Raw genomic sequence first — 16,875 nt, 5'->3', positions numbered from 1 at the left:
ACGTTAAATCCAGTATTATACGCGCCGTTTTTTCGCTCCCAAAAACTAGCCATACAGGTTCATAAAGATGCTCACGCTTCGAGGTAACCCAGCACTATCCCGCTTCCGCCGCCAAAGGCTAACCGCTTCGCTTCAGGCAATACTTCCGGCAATAACCGATGTATACGCAGAATTCGTTCACTTTGTTGATGCAGACCGGGCATTGACGGAGCAAGAGCAGTCCATTCTGGATGCGCTTTTACACTATGGACCTTCTGAACAGACAGAACAGCACGAATGTGCCTCGGTTTGGGTCACGCCGCGTACCGGGACAATTTCTCCCTGGGCGACCAAGGCGACCGATATTGCACACAACAGTGCTCTGGATTTTATTCACCGCATAGAGCGTGGCATTCGCTATTGGATTGTGGCCCAGCAGCCGTTGAACGAAAGTGAGCTCAAGCTTGCCTCGGCCGCGCTCTACGACCGGATGACAGAGTCTGTTTATTTTGCCGCGCCGCAAGCGCAAAACCTGTTTGATGAGCACCAGCCGGCTGCTTTGACCACTGTTGATATTCTCGGTGAAGGCCGTGAGGCACTGGTCAGCGCCAACAAAACCCTGGGTCTGGCATTGGCCGAAGACGAAATTGATTATCTGGTGACGGCTTATCAGGGCCTGCAGCGCAACCCGACTGACAGCGAGTTGATGATGTTTGCACAGGCAAACTCAGAGCACTGTCGTCACAAAATCTTCAATGCAGACTGGACCATCGACGGTGAACAATCCGAATGGTCACTGTTCAAAATGATTAAAAACACCTACACCCACAACAGTGAAGGGGTGCTCTCGGCCTATAAAGATAACGCCGCAGTGTTTGAAGGCTCTAAGGGTGATCGCTTCTATACCGGTTCTGATCACCAGTATCGCTACAGCGAAGAAGATATTCACATCCTGTTTAAGGTGGAAACCCACAACCACCCGACCGCGATTGCGCCATTTGCCGGTGCAGCAACGGGCTCCGGTGGTGAGATCCGTGACGAGGGTGCGACCGGTGCCGGCGGTAAGCCAAAGGCCGGTTTAACGGGCTTTACGGTTTCTGACCTGCGTATTCCAGGCTTTGAACAGCCCTGGGAAAGCAGCTACGGCAAACCGGCCCGTATTGTCAGCGCATTGGACATTATGATCGATGGCCCACTGGGCGGCGCGGCCTTTAACAACGAATTCGGCCGGCCAAACCTGACTGGCTACTTCCGTACCTTTGAACAGAGCGTGCCAAGCCAGGACGGTCACGAAGTGCGTGGTTATCACAAGCCAATCATGATTGCCGGTGGTTATGGCAACATTAAGGCTGAGCACATTGAAAAAGCCTGGGATGCCATTCCGGTTGGGGCTAAATTGATCGTGCTGGGCGGCCCGGCGATGCAGATCGGCTTAGGTGGCGGTGCGGCTTCCTCAGTGGACAGCGCCGAAGGCAATGAAGACCTGGATTTTGCATCCGTGCAGCGTGGTAACCCGGAAATGGAGCGCCGCTGTCAGGAAGTGATCGACCGTTGCTGGGAGCTGGGAAGCGACAACCCGATCGCCTTTATTCACGATGTCGGCGCCGGTGGTCTTTCTAATGCCTTCCCGGAATTGGTCGCAGACGGTGGCCGTGGCGGTAAGTTTGAGCTGCGCGATATTCCAAACGATGAGCCGGGCATGTCGCCGCTGGCGGTCTGGTGTAATGAATCGCAGGAGCGTTATGTTCTTGCCGTTACCGAAGAGAAGCTGGCCCAGTTTGAAGAATTCTGTGCCCGTGAGCGCTGCCCATACGCCATTATCGGTACGGCAACGGATGACCGGCAGCTAACAGTGACCGACCGTCACTTTGATAACAACGCTGTGGACATGCCACTGGATATCCTGCTCGGCAAGCCGCCTAAGATGTCTCGTTCATTTGAGCGCACGCCGCGCCCGGTGGATTCGTTCACCACCAAAGGCATTGATATGACCGAAGCGGTTGATCGCGTCATGCACCTGCCTTCTGTCGCCAGTAAGAGCTTCCTGATTACTATCGGCGACCGTTCCATTACCGGCATGGTTGCGCGTGATCAGATGGTTGGCCCATGGCAGATTCCGGTGGCTGATGCCGCTGTGACCACCTCTGGCTACCACTCCTATACCGGCGAAACTATGGCCATGGGTGAGCGCACCCCGGTCGCGCTGATTAACCCGGCGGCATCCGGTCGTTTGGCGGTAGCCGAAACCCTGACCAACCTGGCCTCTACCTATATTGGTGACATGAAGAAGGTGCGTTTGTCTGCCAACTGGATGGCCGCTGCCGGTCATCCGGGCGAAGACGAAGCCCTGTACGACACCGTCAAAGCCGTTGGCCTGGAATTGTGCCCGCAACTGGGCCTTACCATTCCAGTGGGTAAAGATTCCATGTCGATGCGCACCACCTGGCAGGACGGCAAAAAGACTAAGGCGGTTACCGCTCCGCTGAGCTTAATTATTTCCGGTGGTTCGCCGGTTCTGGATGTTCGTAAAACAGTGACTCCAGAGCTGAAAGTAACGGAAGAGGCAACCGACCTGATTCTGATCGACCTTGGCCGTGGTCAGAATCGATTGGGCGGCAGTGCTCTGGCGCAGGTTTACCGTAAAGTGGGCGATGTTGCGCCGGATGTCGATGATGCTGAAGACCTGAAAGCCTTCTGGGCCGTCACTCAGGGCTTGCTGGCGGATGAAAAATTACTGGCCTACCACGACCGTTCCGACGGTGGCCTGTTCACCACGCTGGTGGAAATGGCCTTTGCCGGCCGCACCGGTATTGATATCTGTGCCGATCGCCTGAGCGATGATGACGTCATTGCTGCGCTGTTCAGTGAAGAGCTGGGTGCGGTGATTCAGGTAGCGCAGTCAGAAACCGAGAATGTACTGCAGCAATACTCTGCGGCAGGGCTTGAAGATTGCGTGGCGGTTATCGGCAACCTCAACGACGATGACTACATTCGTGTCACGACTGCAAATGATGAGGTTTACGTTAAGCCGCGTACTGATGTTCTGCGCATGTGGAGCGAAACCAGCTACCGCATTCAGTCGCTGCGTGATAACGCCGACTGTGCCGCGCAGGAATACGACCGCTGGCTGGATGCCAACGATCCGGGCCTGCATGCCGACTTAACCTTCGATGTTAAAGAAGATATTGCCGCGCCGTTCATCAACAGCGGAGCCAAACCCAAAATGGCCATTCTGCGTGAGCAGGGTGTGAACGGTCAGATCGAAATGGCCGCAGCCTTTGATCGTGCAGGTTTCGATTCCGTTGACGTACACATGAGTGACCTGATCGCCGGTCGTGCTCAGCTGAGTGACTTCAACGGGCTGGTCGCCTGTGGTGGCTTCTCGTACGGAGACGTACTGGGTGCTGGTGAAGGCTGGGCGAAATCGATCCTGTTCAACGAGAGCGTGAAAGATCAGTTCCAAAGCTTCTTTGCGGATGAGAAAACCTTTGCGCTGGGTGTTTGTAATGGCTGTCAGATGATCTCCAACCTGCGTTCCATTATTGATGGCACCGAAGCCTGGCCGCACTTTGTGCGTAACCTTTCTGAGCAGTTTGAAGCCCGCACCGCGATGGTCGAGGTGGTTGAATCACCGTCTATCCTGCTGGCGGGTATGGCGGGTTCGCGTATGCCGGTGGCTGTAGCCCACGGCGAAGGTCGTGCCGAGTTTAAAGACGATGCACACCTGCAGCTGGCGAAACAAAGTGGTCAGCTGGCGCTGCGTTATACCGACAACTATGGCAAACCAACCGAGCAGTACCCGCTGAACCCGAACGGCTCGCCGCTGGGTATGAACGGCTTTACCACACCGGATGGCCGCATCAGCATTATGATGCCGCACCCGGAGCGTGTGTTCCGTGCCGTGACTAACTCCTGGAAGCCGGAGCAGTGGGGTGAAGAGGGGGCCTGGCTGCGTATGTTCCGCAATGCCCGGGCCTGGCTGGGTTAACGCCGGTTCTCTGAATATTGAAGAAACTATGCATAAAACGCCGCAATTTCTGCGGCGTTTTTTTATGCTTTCTAGAAACAAAAATATGGTGTGAGTTCGCTTCTGAAAAGCAGCCGTGGATTAGCATTCTAGCCTCTAATTCACAGACGGATTACTCGTATCATGAGGCTGCTTTTTTCAATCATCATCAGTTACTTACTGGCAGTAAACCTGTCTTTTGCTGACACCAGTTCGGTTTCCACCCGCATTGTTGGTGGTGAAGCAGCCGATGATGGCGAGCACGATTATTATGTGGCGCTAATGGCCAAATACAGTTGGGCAGGTGGCTATGATTATTACCTGATGTGTGGCGGTACCTACCTGGGCGATGGCTTTGTTGTCACCGCAGCACACTGCGTAAATGACTATGGTGACAGCGATGAGCTGTACCTGCTGGTCGGCAACTACTCAGACGATATGGCCTATGAAAACTGCTCCGGTACCGGCATGAGCTACAGCTGCTACAGCAGCGACACTAATGACTCAGAAGATTACACCGGTTACACCGTATACACGGGGGATGAATCCGCTATCTATACCGTGACCGGTGCCAACATCACCGTGCATGAAGACTACACCGGCACGAACGATGATTACTCCGATGACATCGCCATTATTCAGCTTGATAGCACACCTACTAATGCCACACTGGCTCTGCCCAGTGCCGATACTTTCACCACATTGGCCGAGGCTGGCGAAGAAGACAGTGTTTTGGTTATTGGCCATGGCGATACGCTGTCCGATTCAGATACCAGCACCTACGATACCAGCCCGCAACTCATGGAAGTGTACCTGACACCCTATGAAGATTCGGTTTGTGAGAAGTATTGGAACGGCCCTTGGTACAGTGTTTACGATGGTGATTCTATGGCCTGTGCCGGTGATGTCAGCCAGGATTCCTGCAGCGGCGACAGCGGCGGGCCTCTGCTGTATGAAGCGGATGCAACGCTGCTCGGTATCGTCAGTTGGGGGTCAACGTTGTGTGGCAGTGATGCAGGCTCTTACAGTGCCTATACCGATGTTTATCAGTATGTGGATTGGGTGGCGTCGGTTATTGAATCTGCCAGCGAGTCAGATGCAGTGGCTGCTGCCAGCACTGCCTCAGTAACGGCAAGCGAGGAAACCGCGGATTCGTCTGACGTTGATTCAACCGAGGTTAGCACTGGCAGTTTGGATGGGTTCATATTGTTTACGATGCTGCTATTACTGAGCCGTAGAAGATTGTTACTAAAGCTGTGACAGGCTTCGAATGGAAAGCGTGTTTACATACTGTTCGGGTGCGATAATCGACTATTCTGAGTTAAAACATAAGCAAAGCTATTATGAATATTCGATTAATACCTTTTTTTGCTCTGGTGCTGATGTACTCATGTTCGAGCGGTGAATCCTACAGCCTGACTACTGACCTGCAGGAAGTTCGTCTAACCCCCCGGCAAGATGCTGTTTGCAGTAGCTACTATGGTGATTCCTTTTATGAAGACTCAATGATCTGCGCAGGCGATTATAATCAGGACTCCTGCAGTGGCGATAGCGGCGGCCCGCTGTTCTATGAAGACGATGGCACTTTGCTGGGGATCGTCAGTTGGGGCCCGTTTCCTTGTGCTGATTCAAGCCTGCCTTATGGTGTGTACACTAATGTATTTAATTACATTGATTGGATCATTGACAATAGTTCGTTGCTTTCACCCTACGCTGTTGCAGACAGCAGCTCTGAAAGCTCAGGCTTCTCGGCCAGAATTATAGGCGGAAGCGATGCAGCTACCGATGATCATGACTATTTTGTTGCTCTGATGACACGGTATCCGTCCTATACGGACTATTTCTACCCGTTCTGTGGTGGCACCTATCTCGGTGATGGCCTGGTGATCACAGCAGCTCATTGTGTTGATGATCTGGGTGCGTTTGAGCCACTGTACATGGTGTTTGGTAACAGCTCTGAAGATATGGCCTATGAAGTCTGCAGCTATGAAGATGAGGACATCGATTGCACCACCAGCAGTAAAGCTAATGCAATGAACGCTACAGGCTATATCGTCTATACCGGTAGCACCGACAACATCTATATTGCCCGCGGAATTGATGTGACGTTACATGAAAGCTACGACGATTATAATTACCAAAACGACATCGCTTTGATCCAACTTTCAGTAATGCCGGAAAATTCTAGCCTCGCTCTGCCATCGACCGACACCTTTACACAATTAGCCGAAGAAGGCGTGCAGGATAGCGTAACGGTCATTGGTCACGGTTACACTCAATAATCATTCAGCACCAGCCTGACAGAAAAGGAAGAAAGAATGCCGAAGAAAATAATCATATCGCTATTACTACCGCTTCTGGCCTTAGTCAACGCCGGCTGCGCCACTATGACCGATGATCAGGCCGGCGAGGAACCGGTCTTATTCAACCCAGTGATCAATGCCGGCGCGCTTGAGGTCTCAGTGGTGTCGCATGGCTGTACCAAGGCTGAGCATTTCTATCTGATTGTTCGTGGTGATGAAATTGAACTGCGCCGTACCGAGCCGGATTTCTGCCGTGCCGCCCCCAAACTTGTGCGCTTTGCCTTTGAATACGAATTTGGTGATGCGGCGTATGAGTTTAAAAACGAAGTACGCTACGCCAATCGGGTGACTCGATAGGCGTTATAAAGAAAGCGGTTCGCTACAGATAAACATGGCGCAAATCAGAATGGGTTTTACTGAAGCGCCAGTATTGATCGAAAACGCCCTGCTTCACGGCAACGGTCTGTTTGTCATCCTGATGTGCAAAACCAACGAACTGCTCCGCTGACTGGCGCATGACGATACCGCCCCGATCAACCAGAATCAGTTCAGCTTTCAATGGCTGTTTGATCAGCGTCTGCTCATCAATAACACGGGCCTCAATGCGTGAAAGCCTGCGAATCAGTGGTAGCAGCGGGTGATCCGTTTCAATCACTGGCAATACATTCGCAATGAGAATACGCAGCTGCAGGCGGTGGTTGCCGAGCACTGCCTGTTTCAGGGCATCAACCACGGCAGCATTGCCAAGCCAGGAAAGCTCCAGCGTGCCGGCCAGAACGTCTATTTTGCGGACTGCCTGGCCGATAATGCTTGCCGAGTGGGTGGTAAAATCGTCCGCGGTGTTTAGCCGGATAACACCGGTATCAGATGCCTCAGTCATCTTCATTCCCCTCTCATGGTCACTTCATCCAACGAATCGCGAATGGCCAGGAAGCTCTCCAGTCTGCGCTGCAGAACCTCGCCATTGTCCACGGCTGTTTTTAGTGCGCAACCGGGCTCGTGGGTGTGTGAGCAATCACTGAATTTACAGTGGTGAGCGTGCTCGTCAACATCTGGAAAGCCCTTGGCCAAGTCTTCTTCAGTGGTGTGCCACAAACCGAACTCGCGAATACCCGGGCTATCAATTAACCGCCCGCCACTGGGTATATTATAGAGCTTCGCCGTGGTGGTGGTGTGCTTGCCCTTGCCGGTGGCTTCAGAAATTTCACCCACGCGGATGTCTTCATTGGGCAGCAGCTTGTTAATGATGGAAGATTTACCCACGCCGGATTGGCCAACAAACACTGAATTACCGTCGGCGACCATCTCCTGAATGTGCTTCAGGCCTTCCGCATCTTTAGCTGAAGCAATATGAACCTCGTAGCCCAGCTCGCGGTACTGTTCCAGTTCCTGCTCCATTTCCGGCGCTTTGCTGATCAGGTCGGCCTTGTTGAGCAAAATGACCGGGTGAATGTCGTCGTGCGCGGTAGCGACCAGGTAGCGGTCGATCAGATTCACGGGTGTTCTTGGGCTGGGTGCAATCACAATGATAATGCGGTCGACATTGGCAGCCACCGGGCGCAGGTTACCGCGCACATCCGGCCGGGTCAGAATGCTGCGCCGGTCGCTGACGGCGTTGATCACGCCGCCATTGCTGTCATCTGGCTGCCACACCACCTGATCGCCGGTGACCAGCGCTGGCAGATTACTGCGCACACTGCAACGAACAATGCGGCCGTCAGCGGCCTGCACATCAATGGTGGCACCGTAGTGGGCAATGATCAGGCCTTGTTCCGGCTCACCCAATTGGCCGGCATCGATCTGCTCTTCTATTTTTGCGTCTTTCTTTTTGGCGCGCGCGAGGCGTTCCTGCTGAACTTTGTTGATCCGGAATTGCTGCTGACGGGTCAGCTTTCGTTTACTCATGCGCGTCGCTTATTGGATAAGTTATACTTGCGCGCAAGTTTACTATCTCAACATATAAAGGCGAGCCTGATGGATAAAAAATCCAACCTCATCTGGATTGATCTGGAAATGTCCGGCCTCAACCCGGAAACCTGCCACATATTGGAAATTGCCACCCTGATTACCGATAAAGACCTCAATATCCTTGCCGAAGGCCCATCGCTGGTGGTGCACCAGCCGGATGAAGTGCTGGACGCCATGGACGAATGGTGTACAACCCATCATGGTGAATCTGGCTTAACCGCTAAGGTAAAGAGCAGTGATATCAGCGTGGCTGATGCCGAAGCGCAAACGTTGCAGTTCATGAAGGAATGGGTAGAAGAGGGCGCTTCACCTTTATGTGGCAATACGATTTGGCAAGATCGCCGTTTCTTAATCAAATACATGCCGACAATCGATAGCTACTGCCATTACCGAAATATCGACGTAAGCACGCTCAAAGAGCTGGCGCGCCGCTGGCAGCCAGAATTACTCGGTCGAATCCACAAAAAAGGCTCACATCGGGCGATGGATGACATTATCGAGTCTGTTGAAGAGCTGCGTTTTTATAAAGAGAACTTTCTTAAGTAACGTTTCCTGTGTTGTTTGTTGTTAGCTTAAAGACCAACAAAGTCGCCGCTCCTGTAGGTCGGGCTTTAGCCCGACAGGTAAGCCTCAAATGATGAACGAAGCCACTCTGTGTTGGCCTAAAGGCCAACCTACAAAATCGCCGCTCCTGTAGGTCGGGCTTTAGCCCGACAGCTAAGCCTCAAATGATGAACAGAGCCACCCTGTGTTGGCCTAAAGGCCAACCTACAACCTCGGCTCATCTGTAGGTCGGGCTTTAGCCCGACAGGTAAGCCTCAAATGATGAACGGAGCCATTCTGTGTTGGCCTAAAGGCCAACCTACAACCTCGGCTCATCTGTATGTCGGGCTTTACCCCGGCAGGTAAGCCTCAAATGATGAACGGAGCCACCCTGTGTTGGCCTAAAGGCCAACCTACAAAATCGCCGCTCCTGTAGGTCGGGCTTTAGCCCGACAAGTAAGCCTCAAATGATAAACGGAGCCACTCTGTGTTGGCCTAAAGGCCAACCTACAAAATCGCCGCTCCTGTAGGTCGGGCTTTAGCCCGACAGCTAAGCCTCAAATGAAGAACGGAGCCACCCTGTGTTGGCCTGAAGGCCAACCTACAAAATCGCCGCTCCTGTAGGTCGGGCTTTAGCCCGACAGCTAAGCCTCAAATGATGAACAGAGCCACCCTGTGTTGGCCTAAAGGCCAACCTACAAAATCGCAGCTCCTGTAGATCGGGCTTCAGCCCGCCAAACATAAAGACACTATGAGTATTTTTCATCCCCATTATATCCCTGCTTATTATCCGTACTAACCCTCTCTCTCCTATGTTCTGATTACATTCGGAAAAGGCTAAAAAAACTATTAATTCGCCTTTGTCGTTAATGCCGATGAGCCTGAAACACCGGCCTATTTTCATCAGGAAGAGAACCAAATGCCTATTCAATCTATTAATGCAGAATTATGCATTGGCTGCGGGACCTGTGTTTCCCGCTGTCCGATGGATGTTCTGCGGCTGCTGACATCGCCTGCGGCCAAGAACCAGCAATCGCCCTGCAGCGCGGCCTGTCCGCTGGGGGTTAATCAACGCGAATACCACAATCTGATAGAGCTGGATATGCTCGACGAAGCCGCTGAATTGCTGGCTAAATACCACCCAATGCCGGCTATTACCGGTCGTATTTGCCCGCATCCGTGTGAGACGCCCTGTTCACGGGCCATCGTCGATTCTGCGGTAAACATTAATGGCTTAGAGCAATACCTGGGCGACTATCTGCTGGAGGCCGTTACCGTTAAGGCACCGGCTGAGTCTGGTCATGAGGTTGCGGTTATCGGGTCTGGCCCGGCCGGTTTGGCAGCGGCCTATCACCTGGCTCAGCAGGGTGTAAGCGTCACTGTCTATGAGCGTGAAGACAACATCGGCGGCTTGCTGCGCACCTCGATTCCATCCTTCCGGTTGCCGGCAGAGGTTCTGGATAAGCAGATCGATGCCTATAAAAAGATGGGTATTCGCTTTGTGACCGGTGCAAAAATAACCGATGCATCGGAGCTTGAGGCAAAAGGCTTTGATGCGGTTATCGCTGCAACCGGTGCTTCCAAGCCTCTGAAGCTGACTGTACCGGGTGCAGAAGCCAAAGGCATTACCACCGCGATTGAGTTTCTATACGACGTTAAAGCCCGCCAGCCAGCGGATCTGACGGGTAAGAAGGTCGCCGTCATCGGCGGTGGCAGTGTCGCTTTGGATGCCGCCCGCACCGGTGTGCGCATAGGGGCTGAAAGCGTCCAGGTTGTCTGTCTGGAACGCATTGAGCCGGGCCATAAAGATTCTATGCTGGCGCTGAGCGAAGAGATTGAAGATGCCAAAGCGGAAGGGGTGGTCATTCATACCTCGCGCAGTGTGCATACTATAGAGCAGGAAAACGGTCAGGCCAGCGCATTAACCCTGGTGGAATGCGCCAGTGTTCGCGATGCCGATGGCCGCTTCAATCCTGTTCTGGCTGAACAGCCATTAGATGAGGCGATAGAGGCCGATTTCATCATTCTGGCGATCGGTCAGACCACCGATGCCACGCTGGTACCGGCAGGCTTTCAAACCAATGAACGCGGTCAAATTCTGTGTGACCCATCGACTAAGCAATCGGCCAGCCATTTATTCGCTGTGGGCGATGCCGTTACCGGGCCGACCACCGTAGTTGTTGCGGCTGCGGCGGGCAAGCGCGCGGCGACCAGCGTTGTGCGTTTTCTTAAGGGTGACGCCATGACCGAAGGGCAGAGTGCGGAGCCCCAGGCATTTGATGTCAGCGTACTGACGGAGCAAGCCTGTGCCGAAATCTCTAAGTTCCCGCGCGTTGAGCGACGACGCCTACCGATAGAACAATGCAAAACCAGCTTTGCAGAAACACTGAAGGTGTTCGACTGGGATGAAGCAGCCAGCGAGGCCGAGCGTTGCCTAACCTGCGGAAGCCAGGCGGAGATTCAATACCAGGCAGATTGCCAGATTTGCAACCTCTGCGCCCACTATTGCCCGGTTGATGCCATCGAAATTACACCGGAGCGTACCTTCCCACCAATCACGGCCTGGGGCTAAGGAGCGAGAGATGAACAGTTCAAAAAATAACATCCGTTACAAAGAATACCAGGCCGATGTTCTGGTGATTGGCAGCGGCTATGCGGGTACCTTCGCGGCGATGAAGGCGAAAGCCCGGGGGCTGGATGTTCTGGTGGTTGATAAAGGCCGGGCAGGCCTGGGCGGTAAAACACCGTGGGCGGCGGCTTTCCAATGTTATGACCCTGCATCCGGCCAAACCCGAGAGCACACCCTTGAAAGCACCGCCCGAGACAGCGATTACCTGGTGCGTCGCGATATCGTTGAAATGTGGCATGAAGATTCATTGCAGCGTTACCGCGATTTGGTGGCGTGGGGCGCGATTGAGAAGAACGGTGAGAAAAATCAGGGTGATGTGTTCCGTCAGCAGCTGCGCAAGAACGGCGTGAAGCTGCTGGAGAAGGTCGCCATTGTTGATCTGATTGAACAGCATGGCACGGTCATCGGTGCCATCGGTTTTTTCAACCAGCGCGCTACCGCAGTCGTAATTAAAGCCAAGGCCACCATTCTGTGCACCGGCTCGGGCAGTTTTAAGGTGCCGGGCTACCCCATCGGTTCACTGACACACGACGGTCAGGCAATGGCCTATCGCTTAGGTGCGGAGATTTCCGGCAAGGAAAACGTTGATCCACACGAGACTAAAAAGCGCTTCCTGTGCCACCCGTGGGGCGCTTATGGGACTGAGTACCAGTGGCCGATATTGCCTAAGTTCGACACGCTGCCACCGCCGCCGATGAAGGATGGCAAGCCGCCTATTGATGGGTGCGCCCCGTCGGATGATCCGGATTATGTGCCGCTGGACCCAAATGCGCCACCACCGCCTCCGCCGCCGTTCCCAATGGTGGAAGGCGATGAGATGACCTACGCCGCCCTGCGTGGCGATGTGCCGGTGACGCCGCAGGTTGTGGTGGGTGGCAAGGGTCAAAAGGGCCCGAATGTCATGCCGGAAGATGAAGAACTTCACTTTTCCGCCACCGCTGGTATGGCGATGCACCGTTTTGATGGCATCTTTACCCGGATGGGTAGTCATCAAACCGGCGTGACTGGTCTGTATGCAGCGGGTGATGCCACCTATTCCGCTATTAATGGTCTCGGTGTCAGTTCCTGCGGATCGTCTGTTCAGGGTGCACGGGCAGGCATTGAGGCTGCTGAGTATGTCAGTGGCCTGCACTCGCTGCCGGAAGTGAACGAAGACGACATTCAGCAAAAGGTTGAATTGGTGTTCAAGCCGCTGCAACGCGAGCACGGCTACTCGCCTGCATGGGTTACGCAGTATTTGCAGAACCTGATGACGCCTTATTTCGTGCTGTATGCGAAACGCGCGGAAACGCTGCAGGCGGCTTTGATGAACATCGAGTATCTGCAGAAAAACGTGGTCCCGAAAATGAAAGCAAAAGACTCCCATGAGCTGCGGCTGGTGCATGAAACCGCCAATATGGTGCTGAATGCCGAGATGAAACTGCGCGCTTCGCTGTTCCGTGAAGAGAGCCGTGGCGCCCACTTCCGTGAGGATATTCCGGCCCGCAATGATGAAGACTGGCTCGCCTGGGTCATCATCAGCCAGGAAGATGGCAAGATGAAATGCACTAAGCGAGCCATACCAGACGAGTGGAAGCCGGATTTAACCCTGCCGTATGAAAAGCGTTACCGAAAGCGCTATCCCGGCGAATTGGAATATCGGGGAGCCGAACTGAACGCCTGAATTTAAGCACTCACTGTTCGTAGACTTGGCCGGATGCCTGGGTAAATCGCTCAGCGCTCCGGTCTTTTTTTTGCCATCGCCATCGACAATCCGTAAGTTAGAGGGGAGTAAACGATGGAAAACCCCAAGATGTACAAGAAGCCCGGAAAAGAAGAGGTATCGCCTGATCTGCCGAAGGATGCGCTGTTTGAAACCCTCTCCAGACTGGATGAAAAATATAATCTGATTCTGGACAATATGGATGTCGCCATGACGCTGGTCGACGCCCACTCATTGAGCCGTTTGGATGGTAACTTCTATTTCCACAAAACACTGGGTTATTCGAGTGAAGAGTTTCATGAGGTGCAACCCGAAGACATTCTGGTGAACCCTGAAAGTAACCAACTGGCAGAGGCCAGGCCCGAGATTCTACAAACCGGTCAGGCCAGGTATCGCACTCAGTTAAAGAAGAAAGACGGCTCCGTTCTGGAGTTTTTGTTCGTCAGCCGGCTGGTCACGATTAATGGTCAGGATTGTATTCTGAGTACTGGCCAGAACATCACCGATCAGCTGAAAGCCGAGGCCGAGCGGGATGCCGCGCTGGAGCAGTTGGAAAACAAAGTGATGGAACGCACGCAGGCGCTTTCAGATAAAACACGCTCGCTGATACAGGAGGTTCACAAACGCCAGCAGGCTGAGCAAGAGCTGAGCCGCAAGAATGTATCGCTTGAAGAAATGAACACCGCTTTGCGGGTGATGCTGCGCAAACTGGATGAAGAAAAATCCGAAATAGAAGAAAACATCGTTGCCAATGTTAAGGGGCTGATCGACCCGTACCTGTCGCAGCTTAAAAAGTCTTCGCTGAATGAAAGCCAGCAGGCGTTGATTCAGGTAATTGAATCCAACCTGAAAGAGGTGGTCGCACCCAACATGCACCGCATGTTTAATGATGCCTATTCCGTTTTTACACCGCGCGAGATACAGGTAGCCAACCTGGTGAAGGTGGGCAAAAGTACCAAGGAGATTGCCGGCCTGTTGAACGCCAGCACCGGCACAGTAGAGCACCACCGTAAAAACATTCGCAAAAAACTTGGGCTTAACGCCAAGGGCGTTAATCTGCGCTCTTACCTGTTATCGAAAGATAATCTGCCCGGCCTGAATGCTCTTTAAGGCTTTGCTGGTGGCTCATGCGCCGCCAGGCGCTCGTTAACGGCATCGACCTTGTCTTCAATCTTCTGGTCTTTATCGGTGCGTGTGCCCACCTTGATGGTGGAAGAGATACGCACCACACCGCTATCGTGCAGCTTCTCATGGCAGGCTTTAATGGCGGCGAAAACTTCATCCCACTCGCCATACAGGTTGGTGCCGTAGCCGTGCAGTTGAATGTCGATATCAAACTGCTGTAAGACCCGGTGACATTCGGCGATTTCATCGGCGACTGATATTTGCCCGTTAAACGGGATTACGCATAAATCGGCCATGCATTTCATGATTCGGTTTCCTCATCAGCAGCGGTGCTTTCGGTTTCTGCCGGTGCCGGCAGTGGCCAGCCACCCAGCGACTTCCAGTGGTTCACAATTTTACAGAACAGGTCGGCCGTTTTGCGGGTGTCGTATTCGGCGTTGTGGGCTTCGCGGTCAGAAAACTCGATTTCCGCCGTCTCACAAGCCTTTTTAAGCACTGTTTGCCCGAAGGCAAGCGCCGAAAGCGCTGAGGTATCGAAGGTCGAAAAGGGGTGGAAAGGGTTGCGCTTATTACCGGCACGCTCGGTGGCCGCCATTAAAAAGCTGTGGTCGAACGTAGCGTTGTGGCCGACCAGAATGGCACGCTTGCAGCCTGCAGCCTTCATACCGGAGCGAATCATTTTAAAGATAGCCTTCAGTGCTTCGGCTTCGTCAACATCATCGCGTAGTGGGTTGTACGGGTCGATTCCGGTAAATTCCAGCGCCGATTTCTCCAGGTTAGCGCCTTCAAAGGGCTTAACATTGAAGAACATGCAGTCATCCGGCGCTAACCAGCCGTTATCGTCCATCTTTAAGGTAACCGCGGCTATTTCCAGCAGCGCATCTGTTTTGGCGTTAAAGCCGGCCGTCTCAACATCGACAACAACAGGATAATACCCGCGAAAACGTTCAGATAATTTATTCATCGGGTCAATATCGGCCACGGGCACTCCAAATGCTAAATTCTAAAAGAAGCGCAATGGTAATGATTTGGGGGAGAAATGTAAGGTGTAAGACGTGAGACGTGAGACGTGAGACGTAAGATGTTTCTGGAACGCGGGCGTCTCGCCCGCACGCCGGGCCACTCACATCTTACGTCTCACGTCTTACATCCAACATCTCACGTCTTACATCCAACATCTCACGTCTTACATCCAACATCTCACGTCTTACATCCAACGTCTCACTAAAAATGGCCCCCCCTTTGCAATACCTTCAATACCATCAAATTTCAGACGAAAAAGCGGAAGACTATGGCCAGAATCAGGCAGATATTTTCCTTACTCACCCTATTTATACTCAGCTTTGCCGCTATTCAGGCAAGGGCGGTGAACTTTGGAACCGGCTTGACAGATACCGAGTGGCGCATCGATGCCTCACCGTATTTCTGCAGTTTTTATCAGCCCATTCCGCAGTATGGACTGGCCGTGTTCTTTCATCAGGCCGGGGAAACGCTGGAGTTCTATTTACAGTCGACCCGTAATTTAATGGCAGAAGGGCAGGCGGCCATTACCATTCAGGCACCGGAATGGCGTTCCAGTGCGTTAACCGATGAACTGGGCTATACCACAGTAAAAGACCGTAAAATCCCCATACGAATCGAAACGGCACGTGCGGGCCGCATGATGGATGAGCTGGGCAATGGCATGTCACCCACGCTGACCCGTAAAGCCAAATTTGGCGATGACCGCATCAGCGTGAGTATCTCACCGGTCAATTTCAAACAGTATTACAACGACTACCTGGCCTGCCAGACAGGCTTGCTGCCGGTGAATTACGGTCAGATTGAACGCACCTCACTGAGCTTTGCATCCGGTGGCGATACGCTGAGCGCGCAGGTTCGGTCGCAGCTGGATGACATTGTGACCTACCTGAAAGAAGATGATCTGATTACCGCCATCTATGTGGATGGCCACAGCGATGCGCAGGGTAACCGTTACGACAACCGCCGCCTTTCTGAAAAGCGGGCCTACCGCGTAACCGATTATTTGGTAAATTCCGGCATCGACGCCGGTATGATCCTTACTCGCTACCACGGCGAACGCTACCCCATCGCCACGAACGAAACTGCCGCAGGCCGGGCGAAAAACCGCCGCGTGACGGTGCAGTTTGACCGCATTAACGACGACCCGAACGACCCACTCCTTGGCTTACCTGATTTCGAGGCACAATAAGATGACTTTATGGCGCAAACAGACTCAGAACGAAACAACACAAAGCCGCCTGCATATCGAATTTGGCGAGCTGACCTACTACCGCAGTAATGGTGCCATAACCCGCTTGGAGATAGATGATTTACGGCTGGCGGAACTGCGGGTAATTAATGGCGAAGTTTATTGGTACCTGGAAGATCAGAGTGGCGCTTTTGCGTTAATACCGGAAACGATGACCAGCATTGGCCTGCTGCGCCGTTACTTATCCAACTGGCGTGGTTTTAATTACGATGGCCTGCTGCGCTTCGATACAGAACAACAGACGCGGTTGCAGCTTTGGCCGCTGTTGCAGGATAGAGTTGCATAAGTAAAGGCATGAAAGAAATGCGGGCGAGACGCCCGCGGTCCACTACAACCTCAGTGGTTAGT

14 protein-coding genes are annotated in these 16,875 nt (G+C 53.1%); 10 read left to right on the top strand and 4 right to left on the bottom strand.

What is annotated here, in order from left to right:
- The first annotated feature begins 67 nt into the window (after window positions 1–67).
- From purL to BCF53_RS07595, 4 genes are all read left to right on the top strand, one after another.
- On the top strand, window positions 68–3,967 hold the full coding sequence (gene purL / locus BCF53_RS07610) for a phosphoribosylformylglycinamidine synthase (RefSeq protein ID WP_132701075.1): 3,900 nt from the start codon (window positions 68–70) through the stop codon (window positions 3,965–3,967).
- A gap of 162 nt (window positions 3,968–4,129) precedes the next feature.
- The gene (locus tag BCF53_RS07605) at window positions 4,130–5,245 is read left to right on the top strand and encodes a S1 family peptidase (RefSeq protein ID WP_132701073.1); all 1,116 of its coding nucleotides are present in this window, start codon (window positions 4,130–4,132) and stop codon (window positions 5,243–5,245) included.
- Window positions 5,246–5,328: 83 nt separating this feature from the next.
- Window positions 5,329–6,267 (top strand): trypsin-like serine protease, encoded by a 939-nt coding sequence (locus BCF53_RS07600; RefSeq protein WP_132701072.1) that lies wholly within the window; start codon window positions 5,329–5,331, stop codon window positions 6,265–6,267.
- Between the two features lie 36 nt (window positions 6,268–6,303).
- Complete coding sequence (locus tag BCF53_RS07595; RefSeq protein WP_132701070.1) at window positions 6,304–6,645, top strand: hypothetical protein; 342 nt, start codon at window positions 6,304–6,306, stop codon at window positions 6,643–6,645.
- 22 nt (window positions 6,646–6,667) lie between these two features.
- Here BCF53_RS07595 and BCF53_RS07590 read toward each other — a convergent pair whose 3' ends face one another.
- Window positions 6,668–7,168 (bottom strand): DUF7931 domain-containing protein, encoded by a 501-nt coding sequence (locus BCF53_RS07590; protein WP_132701069.1) that lies wholly within the window; start codon window positions 7,166–7,168, stop codon window positions 6,668–6,670.
- Between the two features lie 2 nt (window positions 7,169–7,170).
- Complete coding sequence (rsgA, locus tag BCF53_RS07585) at window positions 7,171–8,193, bottom strand: small ribosomal subunit biogenesis GTPase RsgA (RefSeq protein WP_132701067.1); 1,023 nt, start codon at window positions 8,191–8,193, stop codon at window positions 7,171–7,173.
- 69 nt (window positions 8,194–8,262) lie between these two features.
- Here rsgA and orn point away from each other — a divergent pair, with 69 nt between their 5' ends.
- The 4 genes from orn to BCF53_RS07565 all read left to right on the top strand — a co-directional run bounded on the left by orn (window position 8,263) and on the right by BCF53_RS07565 (window position 14,240).
- Window positions 8,263–8,802, top strand: a complete 540-nt coding sequence (orn, locus tag BCF53_RS07580) for an oligoribonuclease (RefSeq protein WP_132701065.1) — start codon at window positions 8,263–8,265, stop codon at window positions 8,800–8,802.
- Between the two features lie 916 nt (window positions 8,803–9,718).
- Window positions 9,719–11,371: an FAD-dependent oxidoreductase gene (locus tag BCF53_RS07575; RefSeq protein WP_132701063.1), complete on the top strand. Its 1,653-nt coding sequence runs from the start codon at window positions 9,719–9,721 to the stop codon at window positions 11,369–11,371.
- Window positions 11,372–11,381: 10 nt separating this feature from the next.
- Window positions 11,382–13,091, top strand: coding sequence for an FAD-dependent oxidoreductase (locus BCF53_RS07570; RefSeq protein ID WP_165901845.1), 1,710 nt, complete (start codon window positions 11,382–11,384; stop codon window positions 13,089–13,091).
- 114 nt (window positions 13,092–13,205) lie between these two features.
- Window positions 13,206–14,240: a LuxR C-terminal-related transcriptional regulator gene (locus BCF53_RS07565; protein ID WP_132701060.1), complete on the top strand. Its 1,035-nt coding sequence runs from the start codon at window positions 13,206–13,208 to the stop codon at window positions 14,238–14,240.
- Here the strand turns inward: BCF53_RS07565 and BCF53_RS07560 are convergent.
- On the bottom strand, window positions 14,237–14,560 hold the full coding sequence (locus tag BCF53_RS07560; protein WP_132701058.1) for an MTH1187 family thiamine-binding protein: 324 nt from the start codon (window positions 14,558–14,560) through the stop codon (window positions 14,237–14,239). The genes BCF53_RS07565 and BCF53_RS07560 overlap by 4 nt on opposite strands.
- Window positions 14,557–15,219 carry a ribonuclease T gene (gene rnt / locus BCF53_RS07555; protein WP_132701242.1) on the bottom strand — a complete coding sequence of 221 codons (663 nt, stop codon included), beginning with the start codon at window positions 15,217–15,219 and terminating at the stop codon, window positions 14,557–14,559. The genes BCF53_RS07560 and rnt overlap by 4 nt, the downstream gene beginning before the upstream one ends.
- Before the next feature lie 327 nt (window positions 15,220–15,546).
- On the opposite strand from rnt, the gene BCF53_RS07550 reads away from it, so the two are divergent.
- Window positions 15,547–16,467, top strand: a complete 921-nt coding sequence (locus tag BCF53_RS07550; RefSeq protein ID WP_132701057.1) for a flagellar protein MotY — start codon at window positions 15,547–15,549, stop codon at window positions 16,465–16,467.
- A 1-nt stretch (window position 16,468) separates the two neighbouring features.
- Window positions 16,469–16,813 carry a hypothetical protein gene (locus BCF53_RS07545; protein WP_132701055.1) on the top strand — a complete coding sequence of 115 codons (345 nt, stop codon included), beginning with the start codon at window positions 16,469–16,471 and terminating at the stop codon, window positions 16,811–16,813.
- Window positions 16,814–16,875 lie beyond the last annotated feature (62 nt).

It is taken from the genome of Reinekea marinisedimentorum (assembly GCF_004341165.1).
GTDB classification, from domain to species: Bacteria; Pseudomonadota; Gammaproteobacteria; order Pseudomonadales; family Natronospirillaceae; genus Reinekea; species Reinekea marinisedimentorum.
The sequence above is the reverse complement of the archived record's forward strand: the minus strand, read 5'-3'. Positions and strand labels throughout refer to the sequence as shown.

What these genes read in the sequence shown, in the direction of transcription:
- BCF53_RS07590 (WP_132701069.1), bottom strand. Translation starts at nt 7,168, where the DNA reads ATGACTGAGGCATCTGATACCGGTGTTATCCGGCTAAACACCGCGGAC.
- BCF53_RS07570 (WP_165901845.1), top strand. Translation starts at nt 11,382, where the DNA reads ATGAACAGTTCAAAAAATAACATCCGTTACAAAGAATACCAGGCCGAT.
- rsgA (WP_132701067.1), bottom strand. Translation starts at nt 8,193, where the DNA reads ATGAGTAAACGAAAGCTGACCCGTCAGCAGCAATTCCGGATCAACAAA.
- BCF53_RS07560 (WP_132701058.1), bottom strand. Translation starts at nt 14,560, where the DNA reads ATGAAATGCATGGCCGATTTATGCGTAATCCCGTTTAACGGGCAAATA.
- BCF53_RS07595 (WP_132701070.1), top strand. Translation starts at nt 6,304, where the DNA reads ATGCCGAAGAAAATAATCATATCGCTATTACTACCGCTTCTGGCCTTA.
- BCF53_RS07565 (WP_132701060.1), top strand. Translation starts at nt 13,206, where the DNA reads ATGGAAAACCCCAAGATGTACAAGAAGCCCGGAAAAGAAGAGGTATCG.
- BCF53_RS07550 (WP_132701057.1), top strand. Translation starts at nt 15,547, where the DNA reads ATGGCCAGAATCAGGCAGATATTTTCCTTACTCACCCTATTTATACTC.
- BCF53_RS07545 (WP_132701055.1), top strand. Translation starts at nt 16,469, where the DNA reads ATGACTTTATGGCGCAAACAGACTCAGAACGAAACAACACAAAGCCGC.
- BCF53_RS07600 (WP_132701072.1), top strand. Translation starts at nt 5,329, where the DNA reads ATGAATATTCGATTAATACCTTTTTTTGCTCTGGTGCTGATGTACTCA.
- BCF53_RS07605 (WP_132701073.1), top strand. Translation starts at nt 4,130, where the DNA reads ATGAGGCTGCTTTTTTCAATCATCATCAGTTACTTACTGGCAGTAAAC.
- purL (WP_132701075.1), top strand. Translation starts at nt 68, where the DNA reads ATGCTCACGCTTCGAGGTAACCCAGCACTATCCCGCTTCCGCCGCCAA.
- BCF53_RS07575 (WP_132701063.1), top strand. Translation starts at nt 9,719, where the DNA reads ATGCCTATTCAATCTATTAATGCAGAATTATGCATTGGCTGCGGGACC.
- rnt (WP_132701242.1), bottom strand. Translation starts at nt 15,219, where the DNA reads ATGAATAAATTATCTGAACGTTTTCGCGGGTATTATCCTGTTGTTGTC.
- orn (WP_132701065.1), top strand. Translation starts at nt 8,263, where the DNA reads ATGGATAAAAAATCCAACCTCATCTGGATTGATCTGGAAATGTCCGGC.